A 13,531-nucleotide genomic window follows, 5' to 3' on the forward strand; every position below is an offset into this window, starting at 1 on the left:
AACGGGGAGCGTCAAGTCGCGGCTGGGTGCGCAATGGCTTTCCATCAACGCCGGCTTCTCCTGTCCACGATCCCGCTCGCCGATCCCGTGCCGCCGATCCCGTGCCGCGGCTTCGCCCGACTTGCGAACGCGCGGAGGGGGGGCCATATAGACGAACGCCCCGGAGACGTTCATGCCGACCCTCGTCCGCTTTCTCATCATCTGCCTGATCATCGCGGGCGCCATCTACGCAACCATGCTGGCCCTCGTCACCTTCGTCGATCCGGCCGAGCGCGACGTGACGATCCGCATCCCGCCGGAGCGGCTGGACACCGAACGCCTGGCACCGCGATAATGGATCTGTCGTCCGCCCACCTGGAATCCTTCCTGGAGATGATGAGCGTCGAGCGCGGCGCAGCCGTCAACACGCTCTCATCCTACCAGCGCGATCTCGAAGACATCCTGTCCTTTCTCAAGGGCCGCGGCGTGACCGTGGCGGAGGCGGGACCGGACGATTTTCGCGCCTATTTCGCCGCCTTCGCCGCGCAGGGCTTCAAGGCCTCCTCGCAGGCCCGCCGCCTGTCGGCCCTGCGCCAGTTCTACAAGTTTCTCTATGCCGAGGGCATCCGGACCGACGATCCGACCGGCGTGCTGGATGCGCCGAAAAAGGGGCGGCCGCTGCCCAAGACCATGAGCGTCGACGATGTGACCCGCCTGATCGGCCAGGCCGAGGCGGAAGCGGAGGCCGAACCGCAGCTCGATCGCCTGCGCATGGCGGCCCTGATCGAACTCCTCTACGCGACCGGCATGCGCGTCAGCGAACTCGTCTCCCTGCCCGCCTCGGTCCTGGCGCGCGACGGCCGGTTTCTCATCGTGCGCGGCAAGGGCAACAAGGAGCGGATGGTGCCCCTGTCGCGCAGCGCGATCGCGGCGCTGCAGCGCTATGGCGCGCGGATGCAGGCGGAGGCGGCCGCACGGCCAAGCGAAACCAGAGACGCGGACGACAGCCCGTGGCTGTTTCCGGCGAACTCCGAGACCGGCCATCTCCCGCGGCAGGTCTTTGCGCGCGACCTGAAGGGTCTTGCCGGTCGGGCCGGCGTCCGCGTCGCCTCGATTTCGCCGCATGTGCTGCGGCATGCCTTTGCCAGCCACCTTCTTGCCAATGGCGCGGATCTTCGCGCCGTGCAGGAACTGCTCGGCCATTCGGACATTTCGACCACACAGATCTACACCCACGTGCTCGAGGAAAGGCTGCACGATCTCGTGCAAAACCATCACCCTCTTGCCAAACAGGCCAAAAAACAGGATTAGGACGCTCGCCTCCCGTTCCGGACTGCCACGGGAGACCCGCGTCGAAACGATCGGAACCGCATCTCATGCATCACTATCTCGATTTCGAAAAGCCGATCTCGGACCTCGAAGGCAAGATTCACGAGCTGAAGAAGATCGCCGGCGAGGACGAGAGCATCGACACGAGCGACGAGGTCGAACGGCTCGAGGTCCGCGCCCGCGAGGCGACCGTCGAGATCTATTCCAAGCTCACGCCCTGGCAGAAGACGCAGGTCGCGCGGCATCCGCAGCGCCCGCACTTCCAGGAATATGCCGCCGGTCTCTTCACGGACTTCACGCCGCTCGCCGGCGACCGGAAGTTTGCCGAAGATGCCGCCATCCAGGCAGGCCTTGCCCGTTTCCGCGGCATGCCCGTGGCCGTCATCGGCCAGGAAAAGGGCAACGACACAAAGTCGCGCATCAAGCACAATTTCGGCAGCGCCCGGCCAGAAGGCTATCGCAAGGCGATCCGCGTCATGGAGATGGCCGATCGCTTCGACCTGCCGCTGATCACGCTGATCGACACCGCCGGCGCCTATCCCGGCATCGGCGCGGAAGAGCGCGGTCAGGCGGAAGCCATCGCGCGGTCCACCGAGATGTGCCTCAATCTCAAGGTGCCGATCATTTCCGTCGTTCTCGGTGAAGGCGGATCCGGCGGCGCGATCGCCATTGCCACCGGCAACCGCGTCTACATGCTCGAACACGCGATCTACTCGGTCATCTCGCCGGAAGGTGCCGCCTCCATTCTGTGGCGCGACTCCACCCGCGCCAAGGAAGCCGCGACCAACATGAAGATCACGGCCGAGGACCTGAAGGCCTTCGGCGTCATCGACGGCATCATCGAGGAACCCGTCGGCGGCGCGCATCGGGATGCCGATCTCGTCATCGACCGCACCGGCGGCATCATCGCCGACGCGCTGAAGGACCTGTCGAGCCGCAAGGGCGAGGACCTGCGCAAGGAGCGCCGCGAGAAGTATCTGAGCATCGGTCGCTCGCTCTAGGCGCGACCGGGGCTCCAGGTGTAAAGACACTCGCCCCTGCGCCGGGCGTCGATGCGACTGCCTTATTCCGGGCACGCCCGCCCTATTTCGGCTATGATTGTCGGGCCCTTTGTGCGTAGACGCTTGCGCGTGAGGGAGACGTCCCGCACGCGCGGGTGCTCGGGCGGTTAACAATTTGTGAAGCATAAAACCGTATTGATTCTGGCAGACTCGGCCGCTAGGGAAGAGTCGCGTCCGACTTTCATTTCGATGGGCTCCTGCCGATGCGTCTGACACATATTCTCGCTGCCGCCGTCATGGGCCTGTTTCTGGCGGGCTGCACCACGGAAGAAGTGGTCGATAGCGTCGACGTCGACCTGAAGAAGGTCACCAGCAAGACCAACTACGAACTGTCCGGCAAGATCGTCCAGAAGATGCAGGCGATGAGCATGGCGAAGACCTCGCCGATCATGCTGCGCATCTTCAAGGAAGAAGGCGCACTCGAGGTCTGGAAAGCCAATACGTCCAACCGCTTCGAGAAGCTGCGCGAGTACAAGATCTGTGCCTGGTCCGGCAAGCTCGGCCCGAAGGTCAAGGAAGGCGACCGTCAGGCGCCCGAGGGCTATTACCCCCTCGCCCCGGGCCAGCTGAATCCGAATTCCAGCTACTATCTCGCCATCAACACCGGCTTTCCGAACCAGTTCGACCGCGCAAACGGCCGCTTCGGCACCAATCTGATGATCCATGGCGCCTGCTCCTCGTCCGGTTGCTACTCGATGACCGACGAGCAGATGCAGGAGATCTTCGCGCTCGCCCGCGACGCCTTCAAGGGCGGCCAGTCGACCATCCAGCTGCAGGCTCTGCCCTTCCGCATGACGGCCGAGAACATGGCGCGGCATCGCAACAGCCCGCATTACGATTTCTGGAAGAACCTGAAAGAAGGCTACGACCAGTTCGAAATCACCAAGCGTCCGCCGGAATTTGCGATCTGCGACCGGAAATACGTCTTCAACAAGAGCGTCGCCGGCAAGATGAACCCCACGGGCCAGTGCCCGGCGCTGTCGACGCCGCCCTCCATGGAAATGGCGCTGGCGAGCTACAACAAGAAATATGACGAGGACTACGCGAAGGCGCTGAAGAAGCTCGACGGTCTCGTCTGGTACGAGCCGAGCGAAGCCGAACGCAAGGCCGTGGTCGCCAAGCAGCGCGCCGGCCGCGAACTCGCCTACGCCCCGACGGGCACCTCGCTCGACGCCGGCAAGCTGATGAAGGTGGCCGATCTCGAGAAGCAGGAAGCCCACCGCGCCGAGCTTGAAGAGGCCAAGAAGGCGATCGAAATCCAGACCGCGGCTCTCGAGAAGAGCACCCGCAACGGCAAGAGCGTGCCGATCCCGCAGGAAAACCCGCTGCCGCGCCCGGTCGCGCAGATCGCGACCGCCGCGCCGGTGCCCGGCCAGGGCGGTTTCTGGGGCAATCTGTTCAAGAAGCCGGCACCGGTCGCCGCCGTCCAGCCCGCCAGCGGTCCGCTGCTCGGCGAACCCCAGACGGCAAGCGCCGACACGACGGGCCAGAGCCTTGCCTCCGGTCCGGGCGCAGCCGCCAGGGCCGGCCGCGAGACCACGGCCGCCGTACCGGTCAACGTGGAAACCCGGAAGGTCAGCGTCAAGCCCGGCCACAAGGGCGCCCAGCCGACGGCCGTCAGCCAGGCTGCGCCGGTCGATCAGACGACGGGTGCACAGGTCTCCGCCGCCGGCGCACACACAGCCGAAGGCGCTCAGGCTGCAGGTGAAATGCCCGTGCCGCAGGCGTTGGCCGAGCAGCAGCCGGAAGGCAAGAAGAAGCCGTTCTGGAAGCTGTGGTAAAGCCCGGCCTCATCTCCGCAGCGCCGTCGACGGCGGGCGACGAAGGGCCCGCCTCGTCCGGTCATCAGGATCCGGCGTGTCCGCCGGGCCCAGAGCCGGCACTTTCTCTCGATCTCAAGGGACTGAAGTGCCCCCTCCCCGTCATGCGCACCCGCAGGCGGATGGCATCGCTCGACACGGGCACGCTGGTCCGGGTGGAAACCACCGACCCGCTTGCCGTCCTCGACATTCCCCATTTCTGCAGCGAGGACGGTCATCGCCTGGAACATCAGGAGGCGACCGCGCGCGGCCACCGCTTTCTCATCCGCAAGGGGTCCGTCTGAGCCGACGTCCGCCTGTCGTGGAACCGACCCCCGTGCCCGTCCCGCCGTGTCCCCTACCATGAGGGGCGCGGTTACATGCGCAGGCCGGGGACCGCCAGCGGATTGTCCGAAAGCGCCTGCCGGTCCGGCCGGTCGATCGCGGGCTTGCCGGTAAACGCATCGAACAGATCGCGGACGAAGTTTTCCTCGAGCCCTTTGGTGATCAGCACCATGCGTGTGCGCCGATCGTCCGGGTCCGGCCAGGCAGCCAGCCGCTCCGGGGGGTGAAAGATCTGCTGGACGCCGTGCAGCACCAGGGGCCGCTCGGGCCGCTCCGCGGTGCAGACGATCGCCTTCATGCGCAAAAGCTTCTCGCCATGCGCCGAGCGGAGAAGATCGACGAACATGTCGAGCGCCATCGCGGAAATCGGCCGGTCATGCACGATGCTGAAGGAGCGGATATCGTCGCCATGCCGGTTGGTGTCGTGGCGATGCGCATGGGCAGCGTCATGCCCGTGATGATGGCCATGATGATCATGCGCATGGTCGCGATCGTGGCGGTGTTCTGGGTCATGCCCGTGTGCCGGATCATGATGGTGATGATCGTGATCGGCCTCGTCCTGAAGCCAGCGGCCGACATCGGCGATCTTCGTCGCGGGATCATAGAGACCGCAGGCAAACAGCGCGGCCCGACCCGTTTCCGGAAGATCGCCATCGATGACCGGGGCGCGCGGGTTGAGAACGGCCAGACGGGCCTTCAGCGCCGCGACGCCTTCGGGCGTCCCGAGCGTCGCCTTGGTCAGCACCAGGCGGTCGGCGACCGCGATCTGCTTGGCGGCCTCGACATGATGGTCGAGCGTCGAGAGGCCGTTGACGGCATCCACCACCGTCACCACGCCGTCGAGCCGGTAGCTCTGCGCCAGGGTCGGATGCCCCATCACCGATTGCATGACCGGCGCGGGATCGGCAAGACCGGTGGTTTCGATGACGACGCGCCTCAGCGGCCGGATCTTTCCCGTCTGCATCCGATCCATGAGATCGGCCAGCGTATCCACAAGCTCGCCCCGCACCGTGCAGCACAGGCATCCATCCGCAAGCTCAATCACGCCGTCGCCGGAGGACTCCACCAGCAGATGGTCAAGCGACACGTCGCCGAACTCGTTGATGATGACGGCCGTATCGGCAAGGTCCGGATCCTGCAGCAGGCGGTTGAGCAGCGTCGTCTTGCCGGCGCCGAGGAAGCCGGTCAGGATCGAGACCGGCACCGGATCGAAACGGGTAATCATGGCGCTCGCTTTCAAGGGCACGCCGGGCTCTGCGGGCATGCGGGAGAGAGGACGGGCCGCACGCCCGAGGAGAGCGGGCGTTGCGACCTTTAAAAGACCGGCCGCGGCACGGGCACCGGCACATTGGCAACGTCGCCCTGTGCGCCGTCGGTCTGGCCGTCGGCATCCGCCGCCTTCGCCCCCTGGCCCGGGATGAGCTGTGCCGACACGAAATTCAGCGGCCGGTTGATCTCGTGGATGAAGGGCGACAGCAGCTTCTGGCGTCCCGCCTCGTCGCGGCCTTCGCTGCGCACCTTGGCGGCCTGTGCCGAACAGATCTGCTTGGAAATGTCGGCCGTTACGTCGCGCGTGTCGCCGTAGGGGGCGATCTGCCCGAGGCCCGGCTTTCCCGCCGGGCTCGACGTCAGCGCCATCTGCATGAGGCGGGCCGACTCGTCTGCCCGGCCCCCGAGGCTGTCGGCGCCGAGCACGACGGACACGACGCTGCGGCCGTTGCGTGTGGCCGATGACACCTGGTTGAAACCTGACGCGCAGATGAAGCCCGTCTTCATGCCGTCCGCACCGTCGAAGCGGCCGATCAGCATGTTGTAGTTGGGATAGCTCTTCTTGCCGGTGGTGAAACCCTCATAGGCGAAATAGGCCGCATATTCGGGAAATTCGCGCTTGATGGTGATGGCGAGAACGGCAAGGTCCCGCGCCGTCGTGTACTGTCCGGGCTCGGGAAGGCCGTTGGGATTGACGAAGTTCGACGACGTCATGCCGATCCGCTTCGCCTCGGCATTCATCATGGCGACAAAACCGGGCTCGGAGCCGCCGACCGCCTCGCCGATCGCCACCGCGATATCGTTGGCCGACTTGATCAGCATCATCTTCAGCGCGCTGTCGAGCGTCATCGATGCGCCGGGCTTCAGATACATCTTGCTCGGCTGCTCGGAGGCCGCATGCTTCGACATCACCACCGGCGTTTCCAGCGTCATGCGACCGGCTTTCAAGGCACGAAACGTCGTGTAGGCCGTCATCAGCTTCGTCAGCGATGCCGGATACCAACGCTGGAAGATGTCTTCCTGCTCGTAGACCTTGAGCGTCGCGACGTCGACCACCAGCTTGGGGTTGGCAAGGGCCGGCGCCGCGACCGTCAGTGCCACCGTACCGGCCAGGGCTGCAGCCACCAGCCTGGCCCCTGCCGACGCTCCGGCTCCCACATTGAAACCGGACATGCGAATCTTCATAGTCACCACAGTTCAACCTCGAAATTTTCGGGCAGTGCCTCGTGCCGAGGCGCTATTTAACCTATATGGCAGGGGCAAGGCAAAGACCTTTGCCAGAAGATTGCCCGGCGAAATCGCCCGGCCGCCACCCTGCGACCGCGCGCTGCCACCACGACCGACAGGATAGACCATGCCGATTCTCAACCGTGCTGCCGAACTCCAGGACGAAGTCACAGCGTGGCGCCGCCATCTTCACAGCCGGCCCGAACTTCTGTTTGCGGTCGAAAATACGGCATCCTTCGTCGAAAACAAACTGCGCGACTTCGGTGTTGACGAGATCGTGACCGGGCTCGGGCGCACCGGCGTGGTCGGCCTCATCCGCGGGCGGCTGGGCGATGGCGCCACCATCGGCCTGCGCGCCGACATGGACGCCCTGCCGATGACGGAGACGACCGGCAAGCCCTACGCCTCCACGACACCCGGCAAGATGCATGCCTGCGGCCACGACGGCCACACGGCCATGCTGCTCGGCGCCGCCAAGTATCTTGCGGAAACCCGCAACTTCAAGGGCGCGGTCGCCGTCATCTTCCAGCCGGCCGAAGAGGGCGGCGGTGGCGGCAACGAGATGGTCAAGGACGGCATGATGGAGCGCTTCGGCATTTCCGAGGTCTATGGCCTGCACAATATGCCGGGCATGCCGCTTGGCCATTTCGCCTCCCGCGTCGGCCCCATCATGGCTTCGACCGACGAGTTTTCCATCACCATCGAAGGGCGTGGCGGCCATGCGGCCCAGCCGCACCGGACCATCGATCCGATCGTGCTCGGCGCGCAGATCGTCACCGCGCTGCAGACCATCGCGTCGCGCACGGCCGACCCGCTGTCGGCCGTGGTCGTGTCCGTCACCAAGTTCAATGCGGGCTTTGCCCACAACGTCATCCCCGAGCAAGCGCTGCTCGCCGGCACCGTCCGCACGCTGATGGCCGAAAATCGGGACATGGCCGAGCGCCGCATCAACGAGATCTGTACGCATCTGGCCGCAGCCTACGGCGCGAAGGCGCGTGTCCGATACGCACGCAACTACCCCGTCACCGTCAACCACGCCACGGAGACCGGCCATGTGCTGCAGGCCGCAAGCGATGTCGCCGGTGCGGCACAGGTCGCGGGCGATGTCGACCCGATGATGGGCGGGGAGGATTTTTCCTACATGCTGCTTGCCCGCCCCGGCGCCTTCATCTTCATGGGCAATGGCGACAGCGCCGGACTGCACAATCCGGGCTACGACTTCAACGACGAGGCCATTCCCCACGGCATCTCCTATTGGGTGCGTCTCGCCGAAAGCCGCCTGGGCGCCTGATGAGCGGCATCGACAAGATCGACCGGCGGATCCTCAGCATCCTCCAGGCAGACGGGCGGATCACCAATCTGGAACTGTCCGAGCGCATTGGCCTCTCGCCGACCGCCACCAGCGAACGCATGCGCCGGCTTCTGAAGGAGGGTTTCGTTTCGGGCTTCGGCGCGCGTCTCGATCCGCAACGGCTTGGCTTCGGCCTGCTCGTCTTCATCGAGGTCATGCTGGACAAGACGACGCCGGAGGTCTTCGATACGTTCGCCGATGCCATCCGCAAGGCACCGTCCGTCATCGAATGCCACATGGTTGCCGGCGGCTTCGACTATCTGGTGAAGACCCGCTTCGAAGACATGAGCGCCTACCGCAACTTCCTCGGCCAGTTTCTCTGGACGCTCCAGGGCGTCAAGGAAACCCGGACCTATGCGGTGATGGAGGAAATCAAGAACGACGGTCCCCTGCCGCTGCTCTAGCGGAACTGGTCACTTTCTGGGCACTGCACAATACCCGCGCAAGTTTGGTGCGCCTATGTATCAGGACACACTAATAGTGCGGGCCTGTGGGTCCAGCCAGAAGGTCGCAACCATGATGGAACCCGAGAGGAAGGACATTTCGGAAGCACGCGCCACGCCGCGGGCCATGCGGGCCGTGACCGAGCGGATCGGCATTGATCTCGAGAGCTTCCGGCAGGAGAACGACGACATCGTCCGCCACATCCGCCTGCTCGGCATCAATGCGAGCATCGAGGCCGCGCGGGCCGGGGATATCGGCAAGGGCTTTGCGGTCGTCGCAAGCGAGGTGCAGCGGCTGGCCGGCGTCTCCGCCACGATCGCCGCCAAGCTCCAGCAGGAGGTGATGGAGCGCGTCAATCTCGGGCGCGCCTTGTCGGACGCCCTGGTGCACGAGATGGAGGGCGTCCGCCTGGTCGACCTCGCTCAGACCCTCGTTCAGCTCATCGTGCGGAACCTGTTCGAGCGGACCGCCGACGTCCGCTGGTGGGCGACCGATACGGCCCTCTGGGAGGCCCTGGAAAATCCCGATCGCGCCTCGCAGGCCTTCGCCGCCAAACGCCTCGGCGTCATCAACCGCTTCTACACCGTCTATCTCGACCTGGTGATGGTGGACATGTCCGGCCGGGCGGTCGCCTCCGCCAATCCGAGCTTCCAGAAAGGGGTCATGGGCCAGACGCTTGCCGGCGAACCCTGGGTGGCTGCCGCCATGAAGACGGAATCGGGCGACGACTACATCGTCGATACCGTCAAGCCGAGCCCCCTGCACGGCAATGCGGATGCGCTGGTCTATGCCACGGGCATCCGACAGGGCGGCGTCTCGACGGCGCCGCTCGTGGGTGCGCTCGGCGTCTATTTCGACTGGGCGAACCAGGGCCAGTCGATCGTCCACAAGGAAGCCAACATCGCGCCGGCGGACATGGAGCGCACGACGGTCCTGCTGCTCGACGGCCAGAGCATGGTGATCGCCGCCTCGCGCCCCGCGCTGGTCTACACCAGTTTTGCCCTGACGCCGCCCGAAGGCATGAAGCGGGGCAGCTACTACATGAGCGACGGAACGCTGGTCGCCTTCGCGCCGACCCTTGGCTACGAGGATTATGATGGTCTCGGCTGGTGCGGCGTCGTCATCCAGCGACCCGAACGTGACGCCGATATCCGCGAGCGCTTCTCGCTCTGACGTCACGAAAAAGGGGCCACCGTTGCCGGTGGCCCCTTGGTCAAAGACCTTCAATACGTCGATCAGATCGTCGCGGCGTCGATGACGAAGCGGTAGCGCACGTCGCTCTTCAGCACGCGCTCATAGGCTTCGTTGACCTGATCCATGCGGATCAGTTCGATTTCCGAGACGATGTTGTGCTTGCCGCAGAAGTCGAGCATCTCCTGCGTTTCCTTGATCGAGCCGATCATGGAGCCGGCAACGCTGCGGCGGGCGGGCACGAGCGAGAACGCGTGGACCGGAACCGCATTTTCCGGAATGCCGAGCAGCACAAACGCGCCGTCGACCTTCAGCAGGCCGAGATAGGCATTCCAGTCGATTTCAGCCGAAACGGTGCAGAGGATGAGGTCGAACGTGCCGGCCAGGGTCTTGAACGTCTCGGCATCGCTCGTTGCGTAGTAATGCGTCGCACCGAGCTTCAGGCCGTCTTCCTTCTTGGAAAGCGACTGGCTGAGCACGGTGATCTCGGCGCCGAGAGCCGCACCGATCTTCACGCCCATATGGCCAAGGCCGCCCATGCCGACGACAGCCACCCTCTTGCCGGGACCAGCCTTCCAGTGCATCAGCGGCGAGTAGAGCGTGATGCCCGCACAAAGCAGCGGGGCCGTCGCGGCAAAATCCAGATTGTCGGGAATGGAGAGCGCGTAGCCTTCCTTGACGACGATGCTGTCGGAATAGCCGCCATAGGTCGGCGTCGTGCCGTCGGCCTCGACATCGTTATAGGTCTGGACCAGACCCGGCATGTAGTGTTCGAGGTCGAGATCGCGCGTGGCGCAGGTCGTGCAGGAATTGACGAAGCAGCCGACGCCGGCCTTGTCGCCCACCTTGAACTTGGTCACGCCCGCGCCAACGGCGGACACGATGCCGACGATTTCATGGCCGGGAACCATGGGGTACTTGGCGTTGCCCCATTCGTTGCGGACCTGGTGGATATCGGAATGGCAGATGCCGGAATACTTGATGTCGATGACGATATCGTCTTCGTTGGGCGCACGACGCTCGAAGGTGAAGGGTTCGAGCGGCTTCGACGCGTCGGTCGCCGCATATCCTTTTGCGAAAGCCATGGGTGGTTCCTTCTGTCTGCAAATCTGAACCGAGCGAGACATCGCCGGCCGCGGCAATATGCAATTTATCACTGACCAAGGCATGCGCCATTCCTGCAAATTTCTTGCCCGATCCTGCAAATGCTGATGCAGGGACTGCGTTCGCCCGCCAGGCGGCCCGTCGTGGAATGGCTGTGCTCGAACGAGCGGATCATGCGGTTCACACCACGCGGGGTTGCCGGTTCCCGACCGCTGAGCGGCAGGCGATATAGGGCAATTCCGACGTTGAAGCCGGAGCGGCTTTCACGCTAGATATCGTGTTCCTGCCGTCACCCGCATCAGGAGAGGCTTACCCTCATGTTCGACCCGTCCGTCGCCCGCCGCCAACCCTTCGTCGAGATCATTGCCCGTTTCGCCAGCGAGGACGGCGACCACGCGACGCCGGTGCCCGGGCTGACGCTGCACCGCCGCTCGGATCAGGCCGTCCCCTCCTGCGGCGCCTACCGCCCGAGCTTCGCCCTCATTGCCCAGGGCGTGAAAAAGGTGACGCTCGGCCACGAGACCTACATCTATGGCGGCTCCGACTATCTGCTCACCTCGTTCGATCTTCCGGTCACGAGCCAGATCGTCCAGGCCTCGCCCGAAAGCCCCTATCTCGGCATGGTCTTCGAGATCGACGTCGCGAAAATCCCGCCGCTTCTTGCCCTGCTCGACCGGCCGGTTGCAGCGGCAGACGGTGCGCAGGCCGCGACCGGCCCCGCGGCTGACGGTGCGGCGACGGAGCAGCGCGGCATGTCGGTGGCCGCGCTGACGCCCGAGCTCGAGGACGCCGCGCTCCGCCTGCTGCGGCTCCTCGACCGGCCCGGCGATATCCCGGCCTTGCTGCCGCTGATCGAGCAGGAGCTGATCTTCCGCCTGCTGACGGGCCCCCATGCTGCGCGGCTTCGCCAGATGGCAATGGTGGAAAGCCAGTCGCACCAGATCGGCCGCGCCTGCGCCTGGCTGAAGGAGCATTACGCGCTGCCGCTGCGCATCGAGGATCTCGCCCGCCGCGTCAGCATGAGCGTGTCCTCGCTCCATCACCATTTCAAGGCGATCACCGCCATGAGCCCCATGCAGTACCAGAAGCAGCTTCGTCTGCAGGAAGCCCGCCGGCTGATGGTGGAGACCATGCTGGATGCCGGAAGCGCCGGCCATCAGGTGGGCTACGAAAGCCCCTCCCAGTTCAGCCGCGAATACGCCCGCCAGTTCGGCGCACCGCCGCTGCGCGACGTCGGTCGCACGCGCCGCTCTCTCACCGATCGCCGGGGCAGAGAGCCGGAAATGCTGAGCGAGGGCTGAGCCCCTCCACGCTCTCTCCCGAAAACCCACACCACGATCCCGCATCGAACCGGAGTTCCCATGACCGAAACCGTCCGCCTGTCCCTCGACGACGCCCGCGCCCTGAGCCTGCAGGCGCTCGCCCGGGCCGGCCTTACGTCCGATCATTGCGAGGCGCTGGCCGACCTGGTCATGGCCGGACAGATCGACGAGTGCCATTCGCACGGGCTCTATCGCGTGCTGAGCTGCGCCGATGCCATCCGCAAGGGCAAGGTCGACACGGCGGCGGTGCCGGAGATTTTCGACCAGGCCCCCGGCATCGTCCGGGTCGACGCAAAGTTCGGATTCTCGCCACTTGCCTTTCGGCTCGGCCTGCCCTTGCTGCAGGAGAAGGCGCGCACGCAGGGCGTAGCCGCGCTTGCCATCAACAATTGCTATCACTTTTCCGCGCTCTGGCCCGAGGTCGAACGTCTCGCCGCTGCCGGCCTTGCGGCCCTGGCCATGACGCCGAGCCACAGCTGGGTTGCGCCCGCCGGCGGCACGAAGCCGGTGTTCGGGACCAACCCGATCGCCTTTGCCTGGCCGCGTCCGGGCCCCTATCCCTTCGTGTTCGACTTTGCCACCAGCGCATCCGCGCGCGGCGAGATCGAACTGCACCGGCGTGCCGGAAAGCCGATCCCCGAGGGGTGGGCGATCGACAAGGACGGTGCGCCGACGACCGACCCGGAAGCGGCCATGGCGGGGGCGATGCTGACATTCGGCGGGCATAAGGGTTCGGCCCTCTCCGCCATGGTCGAGCTGATGGCCGGGCCGCTGATCGGCGACCTGACAAGCCGCGCGTCCCAGATCTTCGATGCGGGCGCCGGGGTCACGCCCTGCCACGGCGAACTCCTGCTGGCCTTCGACCCGAACCTGCTCTCGGGTGGGCACGCAGCGGAACATGCCGAGCGGGCGGAGGTGCTGTTCGACGCGATCGTCGGCCAGGGCGCCCGTCTTCCCTCGCAGCGTCGCTACGCCGCCCGCGAACGCAGCCATGCCAATGGCAGCGTCGAGATCCCGAAGTCGCTGCACGACGACCTGCTCGCACTGCTCGGCTAAGAACGACCTGATCGTCGGGGTTGGGGTTCCGAACCGTTCAGGCCCGGGATCGTG

The 13,531-nt window shown here is 65.3% G+C and carries 12 protein-coding genes and 1 pseudogene; 10 read left to right on the forward strand and 3 right to left on the reverse strand.

Going from position 1 to position 13,531, the window contains the following annotated elements; genetic code table 11:
• Positions 1 to 172: 172 nt before the first annotated feature.
• The 5 genes and pseudogenes from ASG03_RS21775 to ASG03_RS07640 all read left to right on the forward strand — a co-directional run.
• A complete protein-coding gene (locus tag ASG03_RS21775) occupies positions 173 to 334 on the forward strand; it encodes a hypothetical protein (RefSeq protein WP_164490738.1) in 162 nt (53 codons plus the stop codon).
• The gene (xerD, locus tag ASG03_RS07625; protein ID WP_062693411.1) at positions 331 to 1,290 is read left to right on the forward strand and encodes a site-specific tyrosine recombinase XerD; all 960 of its coding nucleotides are present in this window, start codon (positions 331 to 333) and stop codon (positions 1,288 to 1,290) included. The genes ASG03_RS21775 and xerD overlap by 4 nt, the downstream gene beginning before the upstream one ends.
• Positions 1,291 to 1,355: 65 nt before the next feature.
• Positions 1,356 to 2,309, forward strand: a complete 954-nt coding sequence (locus tag ASG03_RS07630; protein WP_062693158.1) for an acetyl-CoA carboxylase carboxyltransferase subunit alpha — start codon at positions 1,356 to 1,358, stop codon at positions 2,307 to 2,309.
• Positions 2,310 to 2,572: 263 nt separating this feature from the next.
• On the forward strand, positions 2,573 to 4,150 hold the full coding sequence (locus ASG03_RS07635; RefSeq protein WP_062693159.1) for a L,D-transpeptidase family protein: 1,578 nt from the start codon (positions 2,573 to 2,575) through the stop codon (positions 4,148 to 4,150).
• Between the two features lie 98 nt (positions 4,151 to 4,248).
• Positions 4,249 to 4,473: pseudogene (locus ASG03_RS07640) on the forward strand (sulfurtransferase TusA family protein); the annotation flags it as partial.
• A 71-nt stretch (positions 4,474 to 4,544) separates the two neighbouring features.
• Here the strand turns inward: ASG03_RS07640 and ASG03_RS07645 are convergent.
• Both ASG03_RS07645 and ASG03_RS07650 read right to left on the reverse strand, forming a co-directional pair.
• Positions 4,545 to 5,738, reverse strand: coding sequence for a CobW family GTP-binding protein (locus ASG03_RS07645; protein ID WP_062693160.1), 1,194 nt, complete (start codon positions 5,736 to 5,738; stop codon positions 4,545 to 4,547).
• An 89-nt stretch (positions 5,739 to 5,827) separates the two neighbouring features.
• The gene (locus ASG03_RS07650) at positions 5,828 to 6,955 is read right to left on the reverse strand and encodes a D-alanyl-D-alanine carboxypeptidase family protein (protein WP_062475753.1); all 1,128 of its coding nucleotides are present in this window, start codon (positions 6,953 to 6,955) and stop codon (positions 5,828 to 5,830) included.
• A gap of 181 nt (positions 6,956 to 7,136) precedes the next feature.
• Between ASG03_RS07650 and ASG03_RS07655 the strand changes: the two genes are divergently transcribed.
• From ASG03_RS07655 to ASG03_RS07665, 3 genes are all read left to right on the forward strand, one after another.
• The gene (locus ASG03_RS07655) at positions 7,137 to 8,300 is read left to right on the forward strand and encodes a M20 aminoacylase family protein (RefSeq protein ID WP_062693161.1); all 1,164 of its coding nucleotides are present in this window, start codon (positions 7,137 to 7,139) and stop codon (positions 8,298 to 8,300) included.
• A complete protein-coding gene (locus tag ASG03_RS07660; protein WP_062474920.1) occupies positions 8,300 to 8,764 on the forward strand; it encodes an Lrp/AsnC ligand binding domain-containing protein in 465 nt (154 codons plus the stop codon). Before ASG03_RS07655 ends, ASG03_RS07660 begins: the two co-directional genes overlap by 1 nt.
• Before the next feature lie 112 nt (positions 8,765 to 8,876).
• A complete protein-coding gene (locus ASG03_RS07665) occupies positions 8,877 to 9,977 on the forward strand; it encodes a methyl-accepting chemotaxis protein (RefSeq protein WP_200934692.1) in 1,101 nt (366 codons plus the stop codon).
• Between the two features lie 62 nt (positions 9,978 to 10,039).
• Here the strand turns inward: ASG03_RS07665 and ASG03_RS07670 are convergent, their stop codons facing one another.
• Positions 10,040 to 11,080 (reverse strand): NAD(P)-dependent alcohol dehydrogenase, encoded by a 1,041-nt coding sequence (locus ASG03_RS07670; protein ID WP_062474923.1) that lies wholly within the window; start codon positions 11,078 to 11,080, stop codon positions 10,040 to 10,042.
• Positions 11,081 to 11,416: 336 nt separating this feature from the next.
• Between ASG03_RS07670 and ASG03_RS07675 the strand changes: the two genes are divergently transcribed.
• Both ASG03_RS07675 and ASG03_RS07680 read left to right on the forward strand, forming a co-directional pair.
• Positions 11,417 to 12,400, forward strand: coding sequence for an AraC family transcriptional regulator (locus tag ASG03_RS07675; RefSeq protein WP_062474926.1), 984 nt, complete (start codon positions 11,417 to 11,419; stop codon positions 12,398 to 12,400).
• A gap of 60 nt (positions 12,401 to 12,460) precedes the next feature.
• Positions 12,461 to 13,477: an Ldh family oxidoreductase gene (locus tag ASG03_RS07680; RefSeq protein WP_062474929.1), complete on the forward strand. Its 1,017-nt coding sequence runs from the start codon at positions 12,461 to 12,463 to the stop codon at positions 13,475 to 13,477.
• Positions 13,478 to 13,531 lie beyond the last annotated feature (54 nt).

The sequence above is a fragment of the Rhizobium sp. Leaf341 genome (assembly GCF_001424325.1).
Taxonomy (GTDB): Bacteria; Pseudomonadota; Alphaproteobacteria; order Rhizobiales; family Rhizobiaceae; genus Ferranicluibacter.

Coding starts and splice junctions, on each gene's coding strand:
- ASG03_RS07660 (WP_062474920.1), top strand. CDS start 8,300: ATGAGCGGCATCGACAAGATCGACCGGCGGATCCTCAGCATCCTCCAG.
- ASG03_RS07635 (WP_062693159.1), top strand. CDS start 2,573: ATGCGTCTGACACATATTCTCGCTGCCGCCGTCATGGGCCTGTTTCTG.
- ASG03_RS07665 (WP_200934692.1), top strand. CDS start 8,877: ATGATGGAACCCGAGAGGAAGGACATTTCGGAAGCACGCGCCACGCCG.
- ASG03_RS07680 (WP_062474929.1), top strand. CDS start 12,461: ATGACCGAAACCGTCCGCCTGTCCCTCGACGACGCCCGCGCCCTGAGC.
- ASG03_RS07630 (WP_062693158.1), top strand. CDS start 1,356: ATGCATCACTATCTCGATTTCGAAAAGCCGATCTCGGACCTCGAAGGC.
- ASG03_RS07645 (WP_062693160.1), bottom strand. CDS start 5,738: ATGATTACCCGTTTCGATCCGGTGCCGGTCTCGATCCTGACCGGCTTC.
- ASG03_RS21775 (WP_164490738.1), top strand. CDS start 173: ATGCCGACCCTCGTCCGCTTTCTCATCATCTGCCTGATCATCGCGGGC.
- ASG03_RS07655 (WP_062693161.1), top strand. CDS start 7,137: ATGCCGATTCTCAACCGTGCTGCCGAACTCCAGGACGAAGTCACAGCG.
- ASG03_RS07650 (WP_062475753.1), bottom strand. CDS start 6,955: ATGTCCGGTTTCAATGTGGGAGCCGGAGCGTCGGCAGGGGCCAGGCTG.
- ASG03_RS07675 (WP_062474926.1), top strand. CDS start 11,417: ATGTTCGACCCGTCCGTCGCCCGCCGCCAACCCTTCGTCGAGATCATT.
- ASG03_RS07670 (WP_062474923.1), bottom strand. CDS start 11,080: ATGGCTTTCGCAAAAGGATATGCGGCGACCGACGCGTCGAAGCCGCTC.